Genomic DNA, 23,576 nt, shown 5'->3' on the forward strand with positions numbered 1-23,576 from the left:
CGACGGCTGCGGCGGTGGGCGACGAGACTCGCACGGCGGGTCGCGGTCACGCTCGGCCGAGCCTGCCGACGGCGTCTCCGCTCCCGCGTCTCGGGTGGAGCCGACGATCCTCTGATGGGCGGCGGGGAACCGCACGGCCACGACACCAGCCCGGCATCGGCCCCGCCCGGTCCGCGCGGCTTTCGTGACTCTCACCCGTCGTCGGGCCGACTCCGGAGGCCAGGTCGACATCGGACGGATGACGCGCGGTGGTTCCCTTCCCGCTGGTGACCGGGTAGGGATGGGGGAGAAGTCGCCGCGATTTCCCACCCGTGTCTTCGGGGGTTCACGTCCTCGCTCGGTTCGGCCGATTGGCTCTGTTCCGGCCGGTACCCACCGGGTACAGGCCCTCGGAGGTTTCCGACAGGAACGAGACGATGACGAAACGCACCCCCAGACGTCTGCTCTCCCTTGCAGGCGCAGGCATCACCATGGTCGGTCTGACCCTGAGCGCGACGAGTCCCGCGCTGGCGGACTCCGACGGGCCGAAGAACATCATCATCCTCATCGGCGACGGCATGGGCTACAACCATGTCGACGCCGCGAGCCTCTACGAACACGGCACGAGCAACCACCAGGTGGCCGTGGACCCGGCCGCCGGGACCATCGAGCATCTGCCGGGCACGCCGTCCCAGGTGTACGAGTCCTTTCCCGTTCAGGTCGGCATGTCCACGCACGCCGCCAACGGGCGGGCGGAGTACGACCCGACCGCGGCCTGGTCGGACTTCGACTGGATCTCCGAGGGCGCGACCGACTCGGCTGCGGCGGGCACCGCCCTGGCCACCGGCGTCAAGACGAACAACGGCGTCCTGGGCCTCGACACCGAGGGCAACGCCGTCAAGAACGTCGCCGAGCGTGCCGCCGAGATCGACAAGGCCACCGGCGTCGTGACCTCGGTGCAGTTCTCCCACGCCACCCCGGCGTCCTGGGGAGCGCACAACGGCAATCGCAACGCCCTGCACGACATCTCCGACGAGATGATCGCCGGGCCGCTGGACGTGATCGTCGGTGCGGGTCACCCGCTCTACGACGACGACAACCAGCTGTTGGACACGCCGCGCCACGACTACCTGAGCGAGCGCAGCTGGAACCGACTGCAGGACGGCCAGACCGGTTTCGAGCTGGTCGAGGACAAGGCGGACTTCGAGGCGATCGCGGCGGGCGAGCGGCTGCCGGAGAAGTACCTCGGCCTGACCCAGGTCGCCTCCACCCTTCAGCAGGCGCGCTCCGGTGACGTCGACGGGGTGCTGCCCTTCGAGGTCCCGGCCAACGACGTCCCCGATCTGCCGACGCTGACCCAGGGCGCGCTCAACGTCCTCGGCCAGGACGAGGACGGCCTGTTCCTGATGGTGGAGGGCGGGGCCATCGACTGGACCGGTCACGCCAACGAGACGACCCGCAACATCGAGGAGACGGTCGACTTCAACCGCGCGGTCGAGACCGTCGTGGACTGGGTCGAGACCGAGAGCAGCTGGGACGAGACCCTCGTCATCGTGACCGCCGACCACGAGACCGGCTACCTCGACGGCAGCCGGTCCGACCCGACCTGGACGCCGATCACCGGAGCCAAGGGACAGCTTCCCGACCAGGCATGGTTCTCCGGCAACCACACGAATCAGCTCGTCCCGCTCTTCGCCAAGGGCGCGGGTTCGGACGCCCTGGCCGCCTCGGCCACCGGGACCGACCCGGTGCGCGGTGCCTACCTGGACAACATCGACGTCGCTCGGGTGGCGTTCGAGGCCTGGGGGTATGCGGACGGACCCGAGGACGACGGCATCCCGATGCGGGCCACCGTGCCGGGGCAGGACGCTTCCGAGCCGGGCAGGCTGACCCTGTCGGTCGCCGACTACGGCGACGCGATCCAGCTCGGCGAGGCCCGCAACGCGGGCGACCGGCTCCGTTCCACCGGCACCCTGCCGACCGTGTCGGTCACTGACTCACGGCCTCAGGACATGGTGGGCGACGGCGGCTGGACGGTCACCGGCCGTTCGGCGGCGCTCACCTCGGGCCCGCAGGTGATCCGCGCCGGGCACGTCGGCTGGACGCCCGGCCTGGTCACCGAGAAGCCGGGCGTGACCGTCGGTTCCCCGGTGTCGACGGTGCTCGACGGCGGCCCCGGCCTCGCCGAGTCCTCGACGCTCGCCTCCGCGGTCGCCGACGCTCGGTTCGGCACCACCGAGATCAGCGCGGACCTCGCGCTGGAGGTGCCGGTCGACACCCGAGCAGGCGACTACGAGGGCAGCCTGACCGTGTCGCTCTTCCCCGTCGACTGACCTGGCGGATTCCTCGTCGATCTCCTCGGCGAGGCCGTCTCCCCGATGCACTCTTCAGCCGTCGACGGTCCTCGGGTCCGTCGACGGCTGGGGATGTCGATTCTTCCTCTCGCCCGCTCCGCAGGGCGCTCCCGGAGAAGGACACGCCCTGATGACCGCCGCTCACCCCAGACCCGGCCGTGCCTCCGCCGCGAGGCCGACGATCAACCCCCGCATCGCAGACGGCCGTTCGCCGCGCCCGCCGAGGACGGCGATACAGCGGATCGCGTCGGCAGCCTGTCTGCTCATCGCCGCGATGACGGTGACGCCGCCCGTGATCGCATCGGCACGGACTCCCGTCGAGGTCCCCGCCCAGTCCGACGGGCAGGCCAGGACGACCTGGGCGGTCGAGCCCTCCGACGGCGAGGCGCCCGACGGCCGGGTCTCCTTCCGGCACGAGGTCGAGCCCGGCGGCGAGGTCTCTGATCACGTGGTGGTCACGAACTTCAGTCCCCACCCGGCGACGTTCGAGGTGCACGCGGGCGACGGCGTCGTGACCGCCGACGGCCGCTTCGATCTGCTCCCTGAGGACGCCGAACCCGCAGGTGACGACTCGGAGTCCGCTGCGGCCGCCGTCGCAGGTCCGGGCTCCTGGATCTCGCTCGACGGGAACGACCCCGGCGAGTCGGTGGTTCTGGAGATCGACGCGGACTCCTCGACGACCGTGCCCGTCGTCATCGCCCCGCCTGCCGACGCGACACCGGGTGACCATCCGGCGGGCATCACGGCGACGCTGCGCACCGACGGCGACGCCATGGCCTTCACGACCAGGGTCGGGGCCCGGATTCACCTGCGCGTCGCGGGCGAGGTGGTGCCGAGTCTCGCCGTCCACGACGTCCAGATCACCTCGATGCCGTCCTGGAACCCCTTCGCGCCGGGCAGCATGCGGGTCGACTACACGATCGTCAATGCGGGAAACGTCCGGATCGGCGCTGATCAGGCCGTGGCGGTCCAGGGACCCTTCGGCTGGGGAGGCCGCAACGCCGAGCCCGAGGCGATCCGGGAGATCCTGCCCGGCCGGTCGATGCAGGGCAGCGTCGTCGTCGACGGAGTCTGGCCGCTGGGCAGCCTGACGACCGGAGTCGAGGTCACCCCGCTCGTCGTCGGAGAGGACGTCGTCGACGCCGAGCTGACGAGCGCGTCGGCGTCGAGTTCGACCTGGGTGCTGCCCTGGCCCCAGCTTCTGGTCCTGCTCGCCGTGGCGGGCGTCGTGCTCTGGTGGCGGGTGGCCCGACGACGCGGACAGGCCAGGGCCGAGGCCCGTGTCGAGGCGAGGGTGGCCGAGGCGCTGGCGGCCGCGCGCGCGGGCGAGCAGGCCTAGGGCGCCGACGGCGCCACCTCGGCAACGCCGGGGCTGCGACGGCGGTTGCACCTGACCCGGCCTCGTCGGGGCGGCGGGTTCCGTGCTGCCGGGCGTCGACACCCTCCCGCGTCGTGACACCGATTCGTCCATGGCGGACGGTCGCCGCCCCACGCTGAGCCGACGCGGCGGATGTCGGAGTGGGCTGCCCGTCCCGCCCCGGCAGACCCGGTCGTCGACCCGTCGCGGGGTCCCTTCCCGCTGGCTGTGTCGCTGGTACCCCTCATCTACACCGTCCGACGCCGCCTTCGAGGCCGCATCGCCCCAGCCTCAGGCCGTGGACGGGTGACCCGGCACCGCCGTACCCCGGTGCCGCGCGCAGCCGGTCCTCGACCGGCCCGTGTGCGGCGGCCCTAGACTCCCCGGATGGCGAAGTACTTCGACGTGCACCCGGAGAACCCCCAACGGCGCACCGTCGGCCAGGTGGTCGACATCGTGCGTTCCGACGGCCTGATCGCCTATCCCACCGACTCCTGTTTCGCCCTCGGCGTCCAGCTCGGCAACCGCGACGGCCTCGATCGCATCAAGTCGATCCGACGGCTGGACGACCGGCATCACTTCACGCTGGTGTGCCGCGACTTCGCGCAGCTCGGCCAGTTCGTCCACGTCGGCAACGCGGTGTTCCGTGCGGTCAAGGCGTCGACGCCCGGCGGCTACACCTTCATCCTGCCCGCCACCAAGGAGGTGCCGCGCAGGCTGCTGCACCCCAAGAAGAAGACCGTCGGCGTCCGGATTCCCGATCACGTCGTCACCCAGGCGCTGCTGGCCGAACTCGGCGAGCCGCTGCTGTCGAGCACGTTGCTGCTGCCCGACCACGAGGAGCCGTTGACCCAGGGCTGGGAGATCAAGGAGGAGCTCGATCACGTCGTCGACGCGGTGATCGACTCCGGCGACTGCGGCACAGAGCCGACCACCGTGATCGACTTCTCCGAGGACGAGCCGGTGATCGTGCGACGCGGCGCGGGCGACCCGAGCCGTTTCGAGTAGCCCGGTCGGCCGCCCCGGCGCCCGTGCTGCGGCACGGCGCCGCTGCGGGGCGTCCGTCAGTCCCTCGCGTCGGCCAGCGGCCCTCGCGCTCGGGGAAGCGGGATGACCAGCGGGGTCCCGGCATGCGGGTCGACGATGACGTCACACGCCAAGCCGAAGACCTCGGTGACCAGCTCGGCGGTCAGCACTTCGGCCGGAGCCCCCTGCGCGACGATGCGGCCTCCGGCCATCACGACGAGGTGGGTGGCATACCGCGCGGCCTGGTTCAGGTCGTGCAGCACCGCGACGATGGTGCGGCCGTCCAGATGCAGTCGTGCGCACAGCTCCAGCAGCTCGAACTGGTGGGCGATGTCGAGGAAGGTCGTCGGCTCGTCCAGCAGGACGATGTCGGTCTCCTGCGCGAGCACCATCGCGAACCAGGCCCGTTGCCGTTGCCCGCCGGACAGCTCGCCGACCTGTCGGTCCGCGCTGTCGGTCAGGCCGGTGCGGTCCAGCGCCTCGGCCACCGCGTCGTCGTCGGCGTCGCTCCACTGCCGCAGCAGCGAGTGATGCGGATAGCGACTACGCCCCACCAGGTCCCGGACCGTGATCCGCTCCGGCGCGATCGGCGTCTGCGGCAGCAGCGCCAGCCGACGCGCGACCGCCTTGCCGCGATACCGCCGCAGGCTTCTGCCGTGCAGGAGGACGTCGCCCTCGGACGGCACGACCACCCGACCGAGCGCCTTGAGGACGGTCGACTTGCCGCAGCCGTTCGGCCCGATGACTACCGTCAGTCCGCCGCGCGGGATGTCCAGGCTCAGATCCCGCACCACGGGTTCGCCGCCGCCGTAGCCGAGCGTGATGCCCTCGGCCCGCAGACACCAGACGTCCTCGTGATCGGACTCGTCGGACGGAACGGCGCCACGGGCGTCGACCCGCGCCCGCCGCGTGGTGCGGCCGTGCTGGGGAGTCATAGCGTGCCCTTCCTCCATTCGCGGATCAACAGCAGTCCCAGGTACAGCCCGCCGATTCCCATGGTGAAGATCCCCACCGGAAGCCCGTCGCCCAGCGGGGAGTGTTGCGCGATGAGGTCGGCGAGCACAAGCAGCAGCGCGCCGGTCAGGCCGGACAGCGCCAGGTTCGGGCCCGGGCTGCGCGAGAGCCGCTTGGCGATGTTCGGCGCGGTCAGTGCGATGAACGAGATCGGCCCCGCGACGCTGACCGCAGCCCCCGACAAGACCACCGACAGCACGACCGCCCATGCCCTGGTCGCCTGCGGCCGGGCCCCGAATCCGTCGGCCAGCTCGTCGCCCATCTCGGTCACCGCGATCCGGCCTGCCAGGACGGCCACGAACGGCACCGTCACCGCGAGCGCGATGCCGATGGTCGCGGCGTGCTCCCACGACCGGGCCGACAGGCTGCCGTTGAGGTATGCGGCCAGCACCGACGCCCGATCACGGGCCACCACGAACACGACGTAGTGGGTGAACGCGGTCGCCATCGCGGCGACGGCGATCCCGGCGATGATCAGGCGACCGGGTTCACGAAAGCCGGTGCCCGTCGACACGTACACCAGCAGCACCGCAGCCGCCCCGCCGACGACCGCGCCGACCGACGCGGGCAGCAGGCCGGGAACCAGGAGGGCGAAGAACGCCGCACCCGCTCCCGCGCCTGCTCCGACGCCGATCACGTCCGGACTGCCCAGGGGATTCCGGGCGACGGACTGGAACAACGCCCCCGCCATGCCCAGGGCGATCCCGGTACCGATCGCCACGACCAGGCGAGGCCCCCGCAGGCGTTCCAGCGCGAACGCCGTCTGCGCGTCGAGCCGACCGGTGAACGCGGCGAAGAGGTCGGAGAGTGGGACGCCGAGCCGCCCGAGTGAGAGAGTCGCCGCGCCCGCGAGCAGGGTCGCCAGCACCAGGATCAGCGCGAGCAGCAACGACCTCGGCCGCACCGGCAGCGTCACAGCCGGGCCGAGTCGCAGCACGGGCCTGGGATCGATCCGCACCGGCCGTGCCTGCCCGACCGGTTCGGCGGTCGCTCGGTGACGTGTCACGAGGCGCCCCCCTTCATCCGGCGTACCGCCAGCAACAGGAACGGGGCCCCTGCGAAGGCCGCCACCACGCCGACCAGGAGTTCCTGAGGGCGCAGCAGGACGCGACCCACGACGTCGGCGGCCAGCAGCATGGTTGGTCCGAGGAGCAGCGCGCAGGGGATCTGTCGTCGGAAGTCGATGCCCACCAGGGCGCGCCCGATGTGCGGCACGGCGAGGCCGATGAAGGCGATCGGGCCCGCTGCGGCGGTGGCCGCCGCGCTGAGCAGTACGGCCGAGGCCAGCCCGCCCGCCCGAATCAGCGTCGCGTTGACCCCGAGCGACGAGGCAGTCTCGTCGCCGAGGGCCAGCGCGTTCAACGCGGGCCCCAACAGCAGGGCCAAGGCCATTCCCACCAGCATGAACGGCAGGATCATCAGCACCACGTCGAGGTCCCGGCCTGCCAGCGATCCGACCACCCAGTGCCGGTGACCGTCGAACACCTCGGGCAGGCTCAGGGTGACCGCCTGGATGTAGGCACCCAGCACGGCCGAGACGACCGCGCCCGCCAGCACCAGTCGGACCAGCCCGGAGGCCGGGCCCGCCGCGCCGATCGCATAGACCAGCAGACCCGCCAGGATCGCACCCGGCAGCGCCCACCACACGGTCGTCACGGCGGCCCGCGCGCCGAGGAACATCGTCGCCGTCACGATTCCTGCCGCCGCGCCCATGTTGATGCCCAACAGCCCCGGCTCGGCGAGCGGATTGCGGGTGATCGCCTGAAGCAGGGTTCCGGCGACGGCGAGACCCGCCCCGGCGAGGACGCCCAGCAGCGTGCGCGGATACCGGCTCTCGATCACCGTGGTCAGATACGGGTCGGCGGTGCCGTCGAACACCGACAGCACGTCGGCCGGGGTGGTCACCCTGGAGCCGAAGACCAGGCTCGCGAGCACCGTGCAGGCCAGCAGCACCAGTCCCGCGCAGAGCAGCAGCAGGTACCGCCGGGTGCCGCCGCCGCGAACCCCGCCGCGTCGCGGCGGCGGGGCGGACGCGGTCGGAGCGGACGTCGTCGAGGGGTTCGTCGCCGAGGAACTCGTCACCGAGGCGCTCGACGACGGGGAGACGGAGGCCACGTCAGTACGGTCCGTCAGCCGATCCGGGAGATCGCGTCGTCGATCAGCGGCAGGTAGCGGTCGATCGTCCACGGGACGGTCAGCGGATTGATCATCGACGAGGCGGTGACGAAGGGGTTCTCGTCGCTGGCCACCAGCGAGTCGCGGGAGACGGCGGGAATCGCCGCGTACAACGGCTGGCCCTCGATCTGCTCGCGGGTCTCGGCGTCCGAGTAGAAGGTGAAGACCAGGTCGCTCTCGGCGAGCTGGTCGGCCTGTTCCAGGCCGATCAACGCCGAATCGGTTCCCTCGGTCTCGGGGAAGGTCTCCACCACCGGATCGACGGTCAGTCCCAGCCTGCTCACCATCGCGACCCGTTGCTCGTCGGGCAGGAAGACGCCGAGCGTGCCGGGGCCGGTGGTGTAGACGTAGGAGAACGTGACGTCGGCGTACTCCGGGCGAGAGGCCGCCGCCTCGGCGAACCGGTCCTCGATGTCGGTGATCAGCGCCGCCGCCTCGTCGGACATGCCCAGCGCCCGGCCGATGAGCTCGATCTGCTCGTCCCAGTCGGTGCTCCAGGCCAGGCCGGGGTAGGCCACGGTGGGGGCGATGTCGTTGAGGATGTCGAACTGCTCCTGCGTGATGCCCGACCAGGGCGCCAGGATCACGTCGGGAGCGAGCTCCACGATCGCGGGGAAGTCGATGTCCTCGCCGCCGGTGAACTGCTCCGGCAGCTCCTCACCGGTTTCGGTGATCGCCTGGTGCACCCAGGGCAGGTAACCGGTCTCGTCGCTGCCCCAGTCGTAGCGTTCGACGCCGACCGGGGTGCGACCGAGGGCGATGGCGGTTTCCGCCGAGCCCTGCCCGAGCGTCACGACGCGTTCCGGACTCTCGGGGATCTCCGCCTCGCCCAGGGCGCTCTCGATCAGGACCGGGAACGTCCCGTCACCTGTGCCTGCCTCGGTGCCGCCGTTCTCAGTCGTGGTCGAGCAGCTCGCGAGTGCGACGACCGCCACGGCGATCACGGCACCTGCGGTCCGACGTCGACCCAGCGCGGAGTTCATCGATGGTTCCTCGTTCTCGTCCCAGTAGGTGATGCACGTCGGTCGGCGCCGACGGTGCACAATGCGGGTGCGGCACGCGGCGTCAGACGCCTGCGGGCCGCAATCGCACTTCATGCATGGTTGATGAAGGTTAGACTAACCTAACCGCAAGATCGGTTCGGTGGTGTCGGACGGTGGTCGGCGTCACGTGTGCCGAGGTCCGGCGACCACCGACGGCGAGCAGGCCCGTGCGGATCAGATCCGCCGGTCGGCGTCCTGCGGCGGACCGGGCTCGCGGGCGCGACGCGGCTCGTCCGCCGTCGACCAGGTGTTCCGGCCGGCGGAGTCGTCTGCCGGGGTGGCCCGCCGCTGTGCCGCTGCGGCGAGGGCGGAGCCTCGAGCCGGTGCCGACCTGAGCCCGAGTCGTCGACCATCCTCGTCAGGTGGGAAGACCGTCTGCGGCCCCATCACGCGGCTGCTTCGCCGCGCACGCGCGAATGGTCACCTCGCCGCAGCCGTGTGAACGCTCGCAGCTCGCGATCGGGTCGCGGCCACGGTGATCGAGAGCCGGACTCTCCTCGGCGGCGGCACCGGCAGCAGGCGCCGTCCTGCGCCGGCTGCCGGTCGTCGTCAGCTGCCGTCCTCCCGGTGCGCCGACTCCTCGGGCAGCACGGCGATCGCCGTGATCACCAGGCCGTCGTCGACCAGCCAGCGGCCGGTGAAGCCGGTCAGCTCACCACCGTCCCGCGTGTGGCCGGGTACCAGGAGTCGCGCCCGGAAGGTGCCGGTGTCCGGCTCGATCGTGATGTCGGCCTCCTCGAAGCCCAGCCAACGACCGGTCAGCGGGAACCAGGTCTTGTAGACGCTCTCCTTGGCGCTGAACAGGATGCGGTCCCAGTGCACGCCCTGCGCGGTGCGGGCCAGCGTGGCGTGGCGGTCGCACTCGGCGGGCAGGGCGATCGCGGCGAGCACCCCCTCCGGCAGTCGGTCGTGCGGCTCGGCGTCGATGCCGACCGAGACCACCGCCGACGTCCTGGCCACGGCGGCGGCCCGATAGCCTGCACAGTGCGTCATGCTTCCCACGATGCGCGCAGGCCACACCGGGGCGCCCCGTTCACCGGGCAGTAGTGGAGCGGGCGGCAGGCCGAGTTCCGCCAGCGCCAGCCTGGCACAGTGCCGCACGGTGCGGAACTCCCGTCGACGCTTGTCCACCGCGGCCGCCACCACCGCCTCCTCGGCCGGGAACAGCGTCGCCTCCGGTGGATCGTCCCGCCTCTCCACTGCGACGACCTCGGACGGCAGGATCTTCTCGATCACGAGTTCCCTCTCGGCAGGACGCGGCTCGGCCGCGAGCTTCATCGGTCGTGGGCACCAGCGCAGCGCAACCCTCGACGCGGCCGGTGCGGCAGGGTCGAGGGCGGCGCTGCGTCGAGTCCGGCGGTTCGGCGACCCTCGCCGGACACCGTCTCCGGCGAAGGTCAGCCGCCCGCGGGCACCTTGTCGGTCAGCTGCGCCGCGATCCGATCCATCACGGCGTCGGCGTGGGAGTTCAGGTAGAAGTGACCACCGGGATAGACGGTGAGGTCGAAGCCGCCCTCGGTGTGCTCCGCCCACCTCTCGGCCTCCGGGACCGTCACCTTCGGGTCGGCGTCGCCGAGGAAGGCGTACACGGGTGTGGCCAGTCGGGGTCCCGGCCGATGCCGATAGGTCTCGGCCGCGCGGTAGTCGGCACGGATCGACGGCAGCACCATCGCCATTATCTGCTTGTCGTCGAGCAGGCTCGTACTGGTGCCGCCGAGCTGCCTGACCGCCGCGATCAGCTCGTCGTCGCTGCGGAGATGAGCGTCCTCGCCCTGCCGCACGGTGACCGGTGCGCGCCTGCCGGAGGCGAACAGCCCGACGGGCACGACGCCGCGTTCCTCCAGGCGTAACGCCAGCTCGAATGCGACCAGTGCGCCAAGGCTGTGGCCGAACAGGCCCAGCGGCTTGTCTCGGAACGGCAGTACGACGTCCACCAGGCGGTCGGCCAGCTCCTCGACCGACTCGATCGACTTCTCTCCGAGACGGTCCTGTCTGCCCGGATACTGGACGGCGAGTGCCTCGATGCCCGGAGCCAGTCTTCGTGAGACCGGGAAGAAATAGCTCGCGGATCCCCCGGCGTGCGGCAGGCAGAGCAGCCGCGCGGTCGCCGTCGGGGTCGGATGGAAGCGCCGCACCCAGCGGTCGTTCGTGTCGCCGATCGTGGTCATGCTGCTGGTGATCCTTCCCTTCAGGGATTCGTCATGGTGGATCGTCTCGCGATGATCGGCGTGGGACAAGGAGTTCGGAACCCCGGCACCCCGCGGCGGCATGCGTGATCGGGCGTGCTCTCTCCTCGTGCCAGGCGGCGTGGGGGTCGTCCGGCTGTGCAGGCCGCCCGCCGCCGACGGTCGCCGTCACCATCGGACGGGCGGCGCCACCGCACCGCGATGCGGAGGCTTCATGACCGAGCGATCTTTCGTGAGCAGGCGAATCGGCGGCCGCGCTCACCGCGCTCCCGCCCGCCTGGCGCCCCTGCGGTCCGTCGTGACTCGAAGGTGCCTGCCGACTCGCCTGTGGTCGTCGTCGGCACCGTCGGCCACCGACCGTGCAGTAAAGTACAACGCTCGTGGCAATCGGGCTGCGGATGCCGGGACGAGGAACAGAGGATCAGACCATGACCAGGCGCGACGAACCCGGAGCACGTCCACGAGGCGGCCTGCCGGACAAGCGCCGGGCGATTCTGGCAGGTGCCCACACGGTGTTCGCGCGGGACGGCTACACGCGGGCGAGCGTCGACGCCATCTCTGCGGAGGCAGGCGTCTCCACCCGCACGGTCTACAACCATTTCCAGGACAAGGCAGAGCTGTTCGAGACGGTCATCCAGGAGAGTGCGGCCAGGGTCTCCGACGCGCACATCGCCATCATCGATCGCCATCTGAGCAAGGTGACGGACCTGGAGGCCGACCTCGTCGAGTTCGGCATCGCACTGGCAGGCTCCTGGTCCCATGGCTTCACCGAGCACTCCGCGCTGGTGCGACAGATCAACGCCGACGCGGGGCACCTGCCCGCCGCCGCCCTCGAGGCGTGGCAGCAGGCCGGCCCGGTGCGGGTCCGGCAGGAGTTGGCCCGTCGCCTGGCGCGGCTCGCCGACCGAGGGCTGCTGCGGGTGGACGACTCCCAGGTGGCCGCGATCCAGTTCCAGCGGCTGACCATGATCGACAGATCGAGTCGACCCGAACTCGCGAACACCGATGCGGAGCTGGCTGAGATGGTGGTCTCCGGCGTCCGGCTCTTCCTGCACGGCTGCGCGCGCTGACGTCGGGCCGAACCCGGGCCTGCGCCGATCAGGACGTCGACGTGGTCACGGATGTCGGAGCCGGGCCGCGACCATCGGGACCGGTGCGGGTCCGGCGCCTCGCGAGGTTTCCTCGTCTCGTCTGGCGCGTCGGCGTGACCTCGAGCTGAATACGCGCGTCGACGAGGTCGCAGGACGTCGGTCGGCCTGGGCCCGCCTCCCCGGTGTCCGTGTCGTGAACGGAGTCTTCGGTGCGTGCGGGGAGGAATCCGGCGGCTCTGCGGCGCGCGGCCTGCGGAGGCGAGCTCGCCTGCGCTCGCCGGTGAGCGCGAGCGGTCGTTCGCCGACGGCAGGCCGAGGCGGTGCGCCTCAGTGCGGTGACCGCAGTGAGATCGGGTCCCGGTCGCTCTCCGGCCCGCGCATCGTTCGCGCACCGCCCCGCCGCGAGGTCGCATCAGTCTGCGGGCTCGTCCTGTCGGATCGACGACGGTGGCCGAGTGAGCTTTTTGCACTAATCGTTTTACCCATTGCCGTACACGTTGTACCGTATTCCGGTGACCGAGACCCCGACCCTTCCTGCCGTGTCCCGCAGCCGTTCCATCGTGACCCTGGTGGCCGTGCTGCTCGGCTTCCTGACCCTGCCGATGCTCATGTCCGGAACCACCGTGGCGCTCCCCGCCATCGGCGTCGATCTGGAGGCCTCCGGCGCGGCACTGCAATGGGTGGTCGTCGGCTACTTCCTCGGCGCGGCCTCGCTGATGCTGGTGGCGGGTTCGCTCGGTGACCGCTTCGGTCGGCGACGGGTGTTCGCCGTCGGCGCCGCCGTGTACACGGCGGGTGCCCTGTTCAGCGCGCTGGCGCACGACATCCTGGTGTTGGACGCGGCGCGCACGCTGTCCGGCGTCGGCGCCGCCGGGGTGATGGCCTGCGGTGGTGCGATCCTGGGCGCCACCTTCGTCGGACCCGCTCGCACCAGAGCCTTCGCCGTGATGGGCACTACAGCAGGCCTGGGCCTGGCGCTGGGGCCCTCGCTGTCGGGCTGGCTCGTCGGCGAACTCGGGTGGCGCGGCACCTTCGGCACCTTCGCCGTCGTCGGTCTGCTGCTCTGGACCGGGACGCGCTTCATGGCCGAGTCCCGCTCCGCCGCGCCGTCCAAGGTGGACGTCCCCGGCACGCTCCTCTTCATCGGTGCAATGGCGCTGGTGATGTTCGGCGTCAACCAGGCTGCCGGGGCGAGTTGGGTCGCGCTCGTCGTCCTCCTCCCGATCGCCGTCGGGCTGGTGCTGTTCGTCCTCTTCGTGCTGGTCGAGCGGCGCACGCCCGCGCCGCTGCTCGACTTCACACTGCTCCGCGACCGGAGGTTCCTGAGCTGGTGCCTGGGTTGTGCCGTGCTGGCGTCGGCACCCTCGACGGCCATGATCTTCCTGCCGACCTACCTGCAGGGGGTGAACGGCGCCTCGGCGCAGGCCACCGGTCTGACCATGCTGATGTTGAGTGCACCCCTGCTGGTCATGCCCCAGGTCGGCGCCACGCTGATGAACCGCTTCGGCGTCTCGCCTCGCATCATCGTGGTCACCAGCCTGCTGCTGATCGCGGCGGGGAACGCCTGGCTCACGGTGCTCCAGCCGGGAATCGGCACGGCAGCCCTGGCAGGTCCCATGGCGACCATCGGCCTCGGCATGGGCCTGGCGGTCGGCACCGTCGACGCCCAGGCGATGAACCTGGTCGACCGGAACCGGCTCGGGATGGCGGCGGGGATCCTCAACACCGTGCGGACCGGCAGTGCGACGCTGGCCGCCACGGTCGTCGGCACCTCGATGATCACCCTCCTGCAGAGCAGGACCGGAGACGCCGACACGGCCGCCCGCATCGCGGCGGGCAACATCCCCGATGCCGAGCGCGCCGTGCACTCGGCGCAGTACACCGAGGTCTGGCACCTGGTGCTCTGGACGGTCGCGGTCGTCTGCGTCATCGCGGCGGCGACGGTGTGGACCCTGTTGATCCCGTCGCGTTCCTCGCACGACGCCGCCGACCGAGGGGCCGCCGTCGAGCTGAGTGCCGTCGAGTCGGACACCCCGGAGCGAGGCGACCCCGAGCAGGCCGTCCCCGAGCCGCAGCGAGTGTGACGCGAAGCCACGCGCCGACACCGCTCGCCACGCCGACGACCGCCTCTATCCGACTCGCTCACCGCGAACCTGCGGAGGAGCGGCTGCGCGGCGCGACGACCGCCTCGCACCCGTCCGTCGAGGCGGCCCCTCGCGGCTGCCCGTCTCCTCGGACGAGGCCGTCTGATCGAGATCTCTCCTAGGCTGCTCCGCCGGAGAGCTTCGGCCGCCCGGGGCCGGTCCGCGCCCCGCGCATCGACCACCCCGTCGCGCGCCGCCTGGCCTCGATCGTGTCGGCGTGCACGCGGCACTGCGGCCTCGGCGGTTCAGACGGTCTTGACGGCGCCGCCGTCGATGATGTGATCGGCCCCGGTGATGCTGCCCGCGATCGGCGAGGACAGGAAGGCGACCAGTGCGGCGACCTCCGCAGGCTCGACCAGGCGCCCGGTGACCATGCCCGAGGCCGCGGGCAGCCCGTCGAGCAGCGCGTCCAGCGGGATGCCCGCAGTGTCGGCGAGAGCCGCGCCGTATCCCTCGGCCGCCTCCCACATCCTGGTTCGCGTGGCGCCGGGGGAGACGGTGTTGACCCGTACGCCCTTCGGGCCGACCTCGCCGACGAGTGCCTTGCCGAAGGCGCTCAGGGCCGCCTTCGCCGTGGTGTAGGCGATCGGACCCGCATGGGGGATGCGGGCACCGTTGGAGGAGACGGTGACCACGGCGCCTCGGGAGGCGATCAGGCTGGGCAGTGCGGCCCTGGTGGTGCGGACCGTGCTGGTGAAGTTGAGGTCGAAGGTCCGTTGCCAGTAGTCATCGTCGAAGTCGACGAGCCCGCCGATCTGTCCCGCACCGTCGTCACCCCCGCCCACGTTGTTCACGAGCACGTCGATCACGCCCGCCTCGGCGAGCGCGTGCTCGACGAGACGGGCGGGGCCCTCCGGGTCGGCGAGGTCGACGGCCAGGGTGTCCGCGCCGGTCGCCGTCAGCTCCGGCGGCACCGTCCGCGACCCGGCGATCACCCGCATCCCCTCGTTCACCAGCGTTGTCACGATGGCCAGACCGATGCCGCGACTCGCGCCGGTCACGATCGCCGTCTTCCCCGCGAGCTTCAGATCCATGTGCAGCCTCCTGCTGAAATGCGACTTCCGTGACGCGATAACGGTACAAGATGCGACAATGATGTTGCAACTAGTCGTGAATGTGCAACCGCGCGGTAGTCTGCGGAGGCAGGGTGCTCGGGATGCGATGATCGAAGAAGGTCGCCTGGGCGGGTCTCGGGGCCACCGGGCCTCATCGGTGAAGGGACGCCGTGCCAGAGCCGGGCGCGGGAACGAGACGACGGGAGAGTCGTTGGACGCGACCGAGACCGCGGTGTTCGGGGGACGCGCCCACCGCGCCGACGCGGAGCGCACCGTCGCGACGATCCTCGCGGCGGCCGAGCGGGTGCTCAGCCGTGATCCCGCCGCGACCATGGAGCAGATCGCCGCCGCCGCAGGCGTGGCCAGAACGACGGTCCATCGGCGATTCGCCAGTCGAGACGCCCTGGTCAGCGCTATGAGCACCTGGGCGGCGAGTCGGTTCGCCGCCGCCGTCGACGCGGCAAGGCCAGAGGCGACTCCGCCGCTGGTCGCCTTGTATCAGGTGACCGCGAACGTGCTGCGGGTCAAGATCGACTGGGCCTACGCGATGAGCCGTCCCGCAGGGCGAGACTCCGAGATCGCCCGGATGCACACCGAGGTCGAACAACGTTGCGACGGACTGTTCCGACGCGCCGCCGAGGCAGGTCTGCTTCGCGAGGACGTCGACCGCACGTGGGCCCGACGGGTGTTCTATGCGCTCATCCACGAAGCGGCCACCGTGGGGGACGACGTGCTCGATCCCGACAAGGGTGCGCAACGAGTCGTCGACACCCTGCTGCACGGCCTCGGCCCTCGGCAGGCCGAGAGGGGCTGAGAAGTCGACGTCCGTCGGATGCGGGGCTCAGACCCGCCTGCGTCGACGCCGTGCTCCTCCGCGCGAACGGCTCGCGCGCCGTGACCGGGCCTCCACCGCGCGGCAGGGTCCCGGTCTTCCCGGCGGTGTCTACTGCCTCGGCCTGGGCGAGAACGCGACGAGGCCGCCGATTCGGGGTATCGACGGCCTCGTCTGGAAGGCGGATCGCGGATCAACTCGCGCTCCACTAAGTCATGACGCACCAGGATCGCGACAGCGGGACCGAGCCGCGTGCCTCCCGTCCTGCCACTCGTTCGCCGCCGCGATACGGGCTCCGCACCGCCTCGGCCCGTCCCCGCCAGGAGGCCTGCCGTGGTGCGGGCCGCCCGGCAGCGACGTCGACCGAGCGGTCTGCTTCGGCGGGCCGCCCGCGCGGTTCCGACGACAACCGCCGAGCGGGATCACGGGGTTCGCAGTGGAGCGACAGCCTGGTGCGCTGCGGCGGTTCCTCTGGCCTGAGCTGGACGTGGCGCCCGCGCCCTCGACGTGGCCTGCGTCGGGGCGGGGGGATCGTGTCCGGCCGGTCGCGGCCTCGTTCGCTCGGTCTGCCGGGCGGTCGGTCGCCCGGTGACGACACCCGACCGTCTTCGCGGACCCGGGAGCGTCCGAGCTCTCGCCCGCCCGCGAGAGGCCGCCTGCCGTGCTCGGTACGGCCCGTGCTGTCCGCTGCACGCCGGACGACCGGGGGCGATGCCGGTCGGGAAAAGGTCCCGGCGGCCTCGCGCCGATGTTCTCGTCGCACCACCGCTGGTACCTCCGGCTGCTCACGGCGGGTTCTCCGGCCCACCTGACACGGGACTGCGTGCGCACCACGGACGTCGCCGGGGTGCTCGTCTGACTCGTCGTCCGGTTCGGAACCGAGGCGGTCGCCCCCGCTGCCGCTCGGGCGCACCGACAACCGTCGATCCGCGATCGGATGCCCTGCGAGCCCGGCCCCCTCGCTGCTCGGCCTCGGTGGGTCGGACCCTGCCCGCGTCTGATGCGGCGAGCGGCCGGACCCGTCGACGGCCGAGGTGTCGCGGCGAGGCGACGGACGACCTGGCTGCACTGTGCGTACTGCGGCGAACTCTCCGGAATGTCGCTGGTGGTGACGATCTCTGCGGTGTCTCAAAGATCGCAGAACTCGGCGCGACCGGCTCGGGATGCATCCCGACTTCACCCGACAGGGGCGAGTGATCGTGTACCGGGCCTCCCGGTCCGCCGTCGTACCGGAGCCGGTCCTCATCACCCGCGGCCGCCCTCGCCGAGAGCGCTCTGCATCGAGTTCACGGCCGAAGCCGCCCCCCGAACCGACCACCGTGATCTCCGGCTATGCCCGGCGTCGCCGTGCGGCTCGGCGCGTCACGTGCCATGCCGAGCAGTGACCGACCGCTTCTCCAACCGACGGCGAGCAGCGCCACCGAGCGGGCGCGATCGAGTCGGTGCCCGGCCGCACCCGGCGCGCCCGTGCGGACCTCCTCGTGCGGACTCCGGGCGGGACCGGCACGCTTCCGACGTCGACGACGTGCAGTGGTCGAACCATTGACCGGTTCGGTCGGCGCTCCTTAGTCTCGGCTGGTGTGATCTCTCCTGATCGACCACCCTGATCGACCACCCTGGAGGCGGCGATGAGCAGGCGATTCAGATACCTCGGCGTGACATTGGCCTGCACCGCGCTGCTGGGCGGGCTGAGCCTTCCCGGCTTCGCGGGAAGTGCCGATCCGACCGGGGAACAGGCCCTCGGCGAGGACCTCGACCGTATCCTCGCCGACCCGAGGCTGGCCGGGGCCGCCACCGGAGTGGTGGTCCGCCGAGCCGACGACGGCGAGATCCTCTTCCAACGCGGCGCGGACGCCAATCTGCTGCCCGCCTCCAACGGCAAGCTGCTCTCCTCGGTCGCCGCGTTGGAGGCGCTCGGGCCCGACTATCGCTTCGCCACCGAGGTCCGCAGCGACGCACGTCAGATCGGTCGCGTCCTCAACGGCGACCTGTACCTGCGGGGGACCGGCGACCCCACGCTGCTCGCGCAGGACTACGCCGACCTCGCCGCCCAGATCGCCGACGCCGGGATCACCCTGGTGCGCGGCGACGTCGTCGCCGACGACACCTGGTTCGACGACACCCGCCTGGGCACCGGCTGGTCCTGGGACGACGAGCCCTACTACTACTCGGCGCAGATCTCCGCGCTGAACGTCGCGCCGGACACCGACTACGACGCGGGAACCGTCATCGTCCGAGTCGCTCCCGGCGACGAGGCAGGCGCGGCACCGGAGATCACCGTCGACCCGCCGACCGACTACGTCACCGTCGACGCTCGGGCGGTGACCGGAGAGGCGGGCAGCGCGGAGACCATCTCGGTCGAACGAGAGCGTGGCGGCAACGTCATCCGCGTCGCGGGGGCCATCCCGGCAGGGGGAACGGCCACCCAGGACTGGAGCACCGTCTGGGAGCCCACCGGGTACGCCGCCGACGTCTTCCGGCAGGCGCTGGCCGACCACGGGGTGCGCGTCGTCGGCGACGTCGAGTTCGGCACCACCCCGGAGGGTGCCGCAGTCCTGGCCGAGCACGCGTCGATGCCGCTGATCGAGCTGATGGTGCCGTTCATGAAACTCAGCAACAACGGCCACGCCGAGGTCCTGGTCAAGGCGATGGGCCGGGAACACGGCGACGCAGGCACCTGGCAGGCAGGGCGCGCCGTACTGGCGGAGAGCCTCGACGCACTAGGCGGTCCCGACTCGTCCGAGTATCGGATGGTCGACGGTTCCGGCTTGTCCAGGATGGACATGGTGACCGCAGGGCAGCTGGCCGAGTTGCTTGTGGCGGTGCAGGACGAGCCGTGGTTCGACGCCTGGCATGCGTCGCTGCCGATCGCGGGGGAGTCCGACCGAATGGTCGGCGGCACGCTGCGCAACCGGCTCGGCGGCACCGAGGCCCAGGGCAATGTCCACGCCAAGACCGGTTCGCTCACCGGGGTGACGGGGCTGTCCGGATACGTCACCGCCGCCTCCGGCGAGGAACTCGTCTTCTCGGTGGTGGTGAACAACTACCTGAGCGCGAGCCCGAAGGACGTCGAGGACGCCGTCGCATTGCGGCTCGCCCGCTACCAGGGCGCCGACGACCGGGTGTCGGATGCCGAGACGCTGTCGGTGCCCACCGCCGAGCTGCCCGAGGACGACCCGGTCACCCTGATCGACGAGTCCGCGCTGGAGTGCACCTGGGCACGGGCCTGCTGACCCCGGCGCGGCGACCGGCCGGTCCGGTGGTCGGGGACCCGGAGCGCGTGGGCACTCGCCAGCCCAGAGCCCGTTCCGGCCCAGGCGGGGATCGACCGCCCGGACGGGTCGCCGGTCGACGAGCTGCCCGACGGCCACGGCCTACCCGGCGAGGCCGCGCCACGCCGTCGGGGCCTGAGGGCGGATCATCGTGCGCCGATTAGACTCGGCGTCCTCATGGGAGCAACCCTCGTCGCCAAGGACCTCGCGGCCGGATTCGGCGATCACACATTGTTCAGCGGGCTGGATCTCGTCGTCGCGCCCGGCGACGTGGTCGGTCTGGTCGGGGTGAACGGCGCGGGCAAGTCGACGCTGTTGCGGCTGCTCGCGGGCCGGAGCACCCCCGATCAGGGATCGATCACCCTCAACCCGCCCAGCGCGACCGTCGGTCATCTGCCGCAGGAACCCGAGCGGCGAGCCGGGGAGACCGTGCGGGACTTCCTCGCCCGTCGGACCGGAGTGGCCGCCGCACAGGAGGCGCTGGACTCGGCCGTCGCGGCCCTCACCGAAGGCGCACCCGGCGCCGAGGACGCCTACGAGACCGCCCTCGATCGATGGCTGGCCCTCGGCGGCGCCGACCTGCCGGAACGGTCGGAGGAGACCGCCGCGCAGCTCGGACTCGGGGTCGGACTCGACCTGGAGATGACCGCCCTCTCCGGCGGCCAGGCGGCCAGGGCGGGCATGACCTCGCTGCTGCTCAGCCGTTACGACGTCTTCCTGCTCGACGAGCCGACCAACGACCTCGATCTCGACGGACTGGACCGCCTCGAACAGTTCGTGCGCCGCCTGCGGTCGCCGACGGTGCTGGTCAGTCACGATCGTGAGTTCCTGGCCAGGACCGTGACCAGCGTGCTGGAACTCGACCTCGCCCAACAGCAGGTGCGGCACTACGGCGGCGGTTACGACGCCTACCTCACCGAGCGGGAGCGGGTGCGTCGCCACGCGCGCCAGGACTACGAGGAATACGCCGACACCCGCGACTCCCTGGCCGCGCGCGCCCGCACACAGCGGGCGTGGATGGAGAAGGGCGTCAAGAACGCCCGGCGGAAGGCCACCGACAACGACAAGATCGGCCGCAAGTTCCGTGCCGAGTCCACTGAGAAGCAGGCAGCCAAGGCCCGGCAGACCGAGCGGCTCATCGAACGGCTCGACGTCGTCGAAGAGCCCCGCAAGGAGTGGGAACTCCAGATGTCGATCGCCGCCGCTCCGCGATCCGGCACGGTGGTGGCGACCCTGCGGTCGGCCGTGCTGCGCCGAGGATCGTTCACGCTCGGTCCGGTGGACCTCCAGGTCGACTGGGCGGACCGGCTGGCGATCACCGGGGCCAACGGTGCGGGCAAGTCGACTCTGCTGGCCGCGCTGCTGGGCAGGCTCGACCCCGAGTCCGGCGCCGCCACGCTCGGCTCCGGTGTGGTCGTCGGCGAGGTCGACCAGGCCAGGGCACTGTTCTTCGGTGATCTGCCGCTGCTGGAGGCCTTCCGCAGCGAGCTGCCCGGTCCGCCGCCCGCCGAGATCCGGACCCTGCTGGCGAAGTTCGGCCTCGTGGCCGAGCACGTCTTCCGGCCCGCGTCCTCCCTCTCGCCGGGGGAGCGGACCCGCGCGGCACTCGCCCTGCTTCAGGCGCGCGGGGTGAACCTGTTGGTGCTGGACGAGCCGACCAACCATCTCGACCTGCCTGCCATCGAGCAGCTCGAGTCGGCGCTGGACTCCTACACCGGCACGCTGCTGCTGGTCACTCACGATCGGCGGATGCTGGACGCGGTGCGGGTCACGCGCCGCATCGAGGTCGCTGACGGGAAGATCAGCGAACGCGTGGTGTGACATCGCGAGGCAGGCAGTGGGCGTCGGCGGACGTCTGGAGGGGCGATGACGTCCGGCTGATCCCGGCTCGTGGTCCGCGGCGAAGTCACCATGCGGGCCGACCTCCGCTCGGCGTACGAGGGAGCCTCCACTGTGGGCTGAGGGCCGCCGGGCCGTCGTCGGGCTGGAACCGACCACTGTCGGCGGTACGACCATCTCGGGTGGCACGGCACCTGGCGCCTGCGGCCCGGCGTCGGAGCGATTCGCTGATCGAGGCTCGAGGGCCGCAGCTTCATGCACTACGTGATGGGGCTGCGTAACCATCCGTTGCGCTGTGCGCATCGTCGGGCGGTGGCCAGGACGCTCGCGATGGCGGGCGACGGCTCGTTCGCGGGCCACAGCACCGAGAGCTCTGCCGCGATCGGCGGATCGACGACGTCGCGAAGGATGATGCTCGTGCCTGCCTTCGCGGCGTGCTCGGCAAACGATGCAGGGGCCAGGCCGACCTCGTGTCCGCTGGAGAGCCGGGCGAGCATGGCGTTCACCGGCGGTTCCTCGAATGCGCGAATCTCCGGTGAGAAGCCCGCTTCGTGGCACGCGGCGACGATGCCGTCGTAGTACGTCGGGGCGAGCCTGCGTGGGAACAGCAGCAGCGTCTCGTCGCGGAGGACCGTCACAGGGATCCTCGGTGCGGTAGCGAGGCGGTGGCGGGTGCTGAGGAGTGCGGAGACGGGCTCTTCGCGGAGAAGCTCGCCATCGACCCCGTCGATGGGCTGGGGTGAGAGGGCGAGACCGATGTCCAGGTCGCCTGCACAGAGCCGTTCGGGGATCTCGGAGCTGAAGAACTCTCGGGCCTCGACGGTGAAGTCGGGGTGGTCCTCCTGGAGAGCAGCCAGCAGCACCGTGAGCGTGTCGAAGCTGGTGATCGGCGTATAGCCCAGCCGAATCGTCGTCGCGATCCCTGACCCGGCCAGCCGGGTGACCCGCACGGCCTGCTCCAGCGCAGCCAGCGCGATCGGCGCCTCGCGAGCCAGCGTCCGGCCCGCGGCGGTGAGCTGCACCCGACGGCTCGAGCGCACGAACAGCGGGGTTTCGAGGGTCTCCTCGAGCTTGCGGATCTGATGGCTCAGGGACGGCTGGGAGATGTAGAGACGCATGGCTGCGCGGCCGAAGTGGAGTTCCTCGGCTACGGCGATGAAGTAGCGGAGGACGCGGGGGCTGATATCGATAGACGAATCCTATCGCTCAGCGTCCGGACAAGTCTTGGACGTCCGCCGGATGGCCGCCGTAGTGTCGTTCTCACGCCACGGAAGACGTTCCCACCCGCCCCGTCGAGTCTGGTCGGCTCTGGTCTCGGTTCGGGTGACCGGCCGGTATATCAGCCTGGTAAGGAGAGAAGCATGAACGTCACCGTGGTCGGACGAGGCGACATGGGCGGCGGGCCTGCCGACCCGTGCGAACCTGCCGGACACCAGGTGACGCGGCTGGGACGTGGCGGCGTCGACTCCTCGGAAGCGCTGCTGCTCGCGGTCCCGGGAAGCGCCGCAGCGGCGGCTCGGTCCTCCGTCTTCGGGCGTGCGGGCACGACGGTGCTCGACGCCTCGACCTCGATGGCGGTGCCCGGCCTCCGACCGGGTCCTCCTCCCACGCCCAGTACGCCGAGGCGGTGACGGGCGGGTCGACGGCGAAGGCGTTCGACGTCGACCCTCGCCTCTCTCGTCGGTCGGATAGCCGATGTCCCTGCACGGCCGAGCCACCCGTGGTCCGGTGACGAGGCAGCCCGCGGCCTGGTCCGGCAGCGCAGCCTCGCCGCCGGCTGCGCTGCGGCCAGCCTGCGCGACCTGAGCATGGCCTCCACTCAGGGCGGCCCGACCCGCGTCGTATTCGCTATCGCGAAGGTCGGGCTCGGCCGGTTCGGCTGCCCGCCGGCTTCACCCGAGCAGTTCTGACTCACACCATCGAATGTTCGACTCATCACGCCGAAGGAAACATCGTGACGCGCACCGCAAAGGCCGGACTCGAAGCACTGCTGACTCCTGAGGAGAGCGTCCTAGTGCTCATCGACCGCCAGCCTTTCCCGTTCGCCAATATCGGCAGTCACCCCTACCGCGCACCGATCCGTCGATCTCGCCGACCGAGAACGCCGATGCACTGAAGGCCGCGATCGGCTGACAGGACGGGCCCGCCGTCACCCACGACGTTGCAGGCCGCGTCCGAACCTGCACCGGCGCGGTGTGTCCTACTCGTA

General features: G+C 71.2%; 17 protein-coding genes. 9 read left to right on the top strand and 8 right to left on the bottom strand.

The window, feature by feature from the left end:
• Positions 1–416 precede the first annotated feature (416 nt).
• From UA74_RS14520 to UA74_RS14530, 3 genes are all read left to right on the top strand, one after another.
• A complete protein-coding gene (locus UA74_RS14520) occupies positions 417–2,312 on the top strand; it encodes an alkaline phosphatase (RefSeq protein WP_075740787.1) in 1,896 nt (631 codons plus the stop codon).
• 151 nt (positions 2,313–2,463) lie between these two features.
• Complete coding sequence (locus tag UA74_RS14525) at positions 2,464–3,672, top strand: COG1470 family protein (RefSeq protein ID WP_075740788.1); 1,209 nt, start codon at positions 2,464–2,466, stop codon at positions 3,670–3,672.
• A 405-nt stretch (positions 3,673–4,077) separates the two neighbouring features.
• The gene (locus tag UA74_RS14530; protein WP_075740789.1) at positions 4,078–4,698 is read left to right on the top strand and encodes an L-threonylcarbamoyladenylate synthase; all 621 of its coding nucleotides are present in this window, start codon (positions 4,078–4,080) and stop codon (positions 4,696–4,698) included.
• Between the two features lie 56 nt (positions 4,699–4,754).
• Here UA74_RS14530 and UA74_RS14535 read toward each other — a convergent pair whose 3' ends face one another.
• From UA74_RS14535 to UA74_RS14565, 6 genes are all read right to left on the bottom strand, one after another.
• Entirely contained in the window at positions 4,755–5,651 is an 897-nt protein-coding gene (locus tag UA74_RS14535; protein ID WP_083683209.1) for an ABC transporter ATP-binding protein, read from the bottom strand.
• Positions 5,648–6,736, bottom strand: a complete 1,089-nt coding sequence (locus UA74_RS14540; RefSeq protein WP_198043029.1) for a FecCD family ABC transporter permease — start codon at positions 6,734–6,736, stop codon at positions 5,648–5,650. Before UA74_RS14540 ends, UA74_RS14535 begins: the two co-directional genes overlap by 4 nt.
• Positions 6,733–7,845: a FecCD family ABC transporter permease gene (locus tag UA74_RS14545; protein WP_232237763.1), complete on the bottom strand. Its 1,113-nt coding sequence runs from the start codon at positions 7,843–7,845 to the stop codon at positions 6,733–6,735. Before UA74_RS14545 ends, UA74_RS14540 begins: the two co-directional genes overlap by 4 nt.
• A 14-nt stretch (positions 7,846–7,859) precedes the next feature.
• Positions 7,860–8,888, bottom strand: coding sequence for an iron-siderophore ABC transporter substrate-binding protein (locus tag UA74_RS14550; RefSeq protein WP_075740790.1), 1,029 nt, complete (start codon positions 8,886–8,888; stop codon positions 7,860–7,862).
• Positions 8,889–9,497: 609 nt separating this feature from the next.
• Positions 9,498–10,226, bottom strand: coding sequence for a 4'-phosphopantetheinyl transferase family protein (locus tag UA74_RS14560; protein ID WP_198043030.1), 729 nt, complete (start codon positions 10,224–10,226; stop codon positions 9,498–9,500).
• Positions 10,227–10,345: 119 nt separating this feature from the next.
• Entirely contained in the window at positions 10,346–11,116 is a 771-nt protein-coding gene (locus tag UA74_RS14565; protein ID WP_075743831.1) for a thioesterase II family protein, read from the bottom strand.
• Positions 11,117–11,562: 446 nt separating this feature from the next.
• Between UA74_RS14565 and UA74_RS14570 the strand changes: the two genes are divergently transcribed.
• Together UA74_RS14570 and UA74_RS14575 are read left to right on the top strand one after the other, a co-directional pair.
• Complete coding sequence (locus UA74_RS14570; protein ID WP_075740792.1) at positions 11,563–12,204, top strand: TetR/AcrR family transcriptional regulator; 642 nt, start codon at positions 11,563–11,565, stop codon at positions 12,202–12,204.
• Positions 12,205–12,737: 533 nt separating this feature from the next.
• On the top strand, positions 12,738–14,309 hold the full coding sequence (locus UA74_RS14575) for an MFS transporter (RefSeq protein ID WP_075740793.1): 1,572 nt from the start codon (positions 12,738–12,740) through the stop codon (positions 14,307–14,309).
• A gap of 305 nt (positions 14,310–14,614) precedes the next feature.
• On the opposite strand, the gene UA74_RS14580 is transcribed toward UA74_RS14575, so the two are convergent.
• Positions 14,615–15,403 carry an SDR family oxidoreductase gene (locus tag UA74_RS14580; protein WP_075740794.1) on the bottom strand — a complete coding sequence of 263 codons (789 nt, stop codon included), beginning with the start codon at positions 15,401–15,403 and terminating at the stop codon, positions 14,615–14,617.
• Between the two features lie 232 nt (positions 15,404–15,635).
• On the opposite strand from UA74_RS14580, the gene UA74_RS14585 reads away from it, so the two are divergent.
• From UA74_RS14585 to UA74_RS14595, 3 genes are all read left to right on the top strand, one after another.
• Entirely contained in the window at positions 15,636–16,238 is a 603-nt protein-coding gene (locus UA74_RS14585; RefSeq protein ID WP_232237764.1) for a TetR/AcrR family transcriptional regulator, read from the top strand.
• Between the two features lie 1,646 nt (positions 16,239–17,884).
• Positions 17,885–19,489 carry a D-alanyl-D-alanine carboxypeptidase/D-alanyl-D-alanine endopeptidase gene (gene dacB, locus UA74_RS14590; RefSeq protein ID WP_083683211.1) on the top strand — a complete coding sequence of 535 codons (1,605 nt, stop codon included), beginning with the start codon at positions 17,885–17,887 and terminating at the stop codon, positions 19,487–19,489.
• A gap of 216 nt (positions 19,490–19,705) precedes the next feature.
• A complete protein-coding gene (locus UA74_RS14595; RefSeq protein ID WP_075740795.1) occupies positions 19,706–21,349 on the top strand; it encodes an ABC-F family ATP-binding cassette domain-containing protein in 1,644 nt (547 codons plus the stop codon).
• 278 nt (positions 21,350–21,627) lie between these two features.
• On the opposite strand, the gene UA74_RS14600 is transcribed toward UA74_RS14595, so the two are convergent.
• Positions 21,628–22,557 carry a LysR substrate-binding domain-containing protein gene (locus UA74_RS14600; RefSeq protein WP_318533311.1) on the bottom strand — a complete coding sequence of 310 codons (930 nt, stop codon included), beginning with the start codon at positions 22,555–22,557 and terminating at the stop codon, positions 21,628–21,630.
• Between the two features lie 171 nt (positions 22,558–22,728).
• On the opposite strand from UA74_RS14600, the gene UA74_RS14605 reads away from it, so the two are divergent.
• Positions 22,729–22,998, top strand: coding sequence for a hypothetical protein (locus UA74_RS14605; protein ID WP_075740797.1), 270 nt, complete (start codon positions 22,729–22,731; stop codon positions 22,996–22,998).
• Positions 22,999–23,576: the final 578 nt, after the last annotated feature.

Source organism: Actinoalloteichus fjordicus, assembly GCF_001941625.1.
GTDB classification, from domain to species: Bacteria; Actinomycetota; Actinomycetes; order Mycobacteriales; family Pseudonocardiaceae; genus Actinoalloteichus_A; species Actinoalloteichus_A fjordicus.

What these genes read in the sequence shown, in the direction of transcription:
- UA74_RS14520 (WP_075740787.1), top strand. Translation starts at nt 417, where the DNA reads ATGACGAAACGCACCCCCAGACGTCTGCTCTCCCTTGCAGGCGCAGGC.
- UA74_RS14525 (WP_075740788.1), top strand. Translation starts at nt 2,464, where the DNA reads ATGACCGCCGCTCACCCCAGACCCGGCCGTGCCTCCGCCGCGAGGCCG.
- UA74_RS14530 (WP_075740789.1), top strand. Translation starts at nt 4,078, where the DNA reads ATGGCGAAGTACTTCGACGTGCACCCGGAGAACCCCCAACGGCGCACC.
- UA74_RS14535 (WP_083683209.1), bottom strand. Translation starts at nt 5,651, where the DNA reads ATGACTCCCCAGCACGGCCGCACCACGCGGCGGGCGCGGGTCGACGCC.
- UA74_RS14550 (WP_075740790.1), bottom strand. Translation starts at nt 8,888, where the DNA reads ATGAACTCCGCGCTGGGTCGACGTCGGACCGCAGGTGCCGTGATCGCC.
- UA74_RS14560 (WP_198043030.1), bottom strand. Translation starts at nt 10,226, where the DNA reads ATGAAGCTCGCGGCCGAGCCGCGTCCTGCCGAGAGGGAACTCGTGATC.
- UA74_RS14565 (WP_075743831.1), bottom strand. Translation starts at nt 11,116, where the DNA reads ATGACCACGATCGGCGACACGAACGACCGCTGGGTGCGGCGCTTCCAT.
- UA74_RS14570 (WP_075740792.1), top strand. Translation starts at nt 11,563, where the DNA reads ATGACCAGGCGCGACGAACCCGGAGCACGTCCACGAGGCGGCCTGCCG.
- UA74_RS14580 (WP_075740794.1), bottom strand. Translation starts at nt 15,403, where the DNA reads ATGGATCTGAAGCTCGCGGGGAAGACGGCGATCGTGACCGGCGCGAGT.
- dacB (WP_083683211.1), top strand. Translation starts at nt 17,885, where the DNA reads ATGAGCAGGCGATTCAGATACCTCGGCGTGACATTGGCCTGCACCGCG.
- UA74_RS14595 (WP_075740795.1), top strand. Translation starts at nt 19,706, where the DNA reads ATGGGAGCAACCCTCGTCGCCAAGGACCTCGCGGCCGGATTCGGCGAT.
- UA74_RS14605 (WP_075740797.1), top strand. Translation starts at nt 22,729, where the DNA reads ATGAACGTCACCGTGGTCGGACGAGGCGACATGGGCGGCGGGCCTGCC.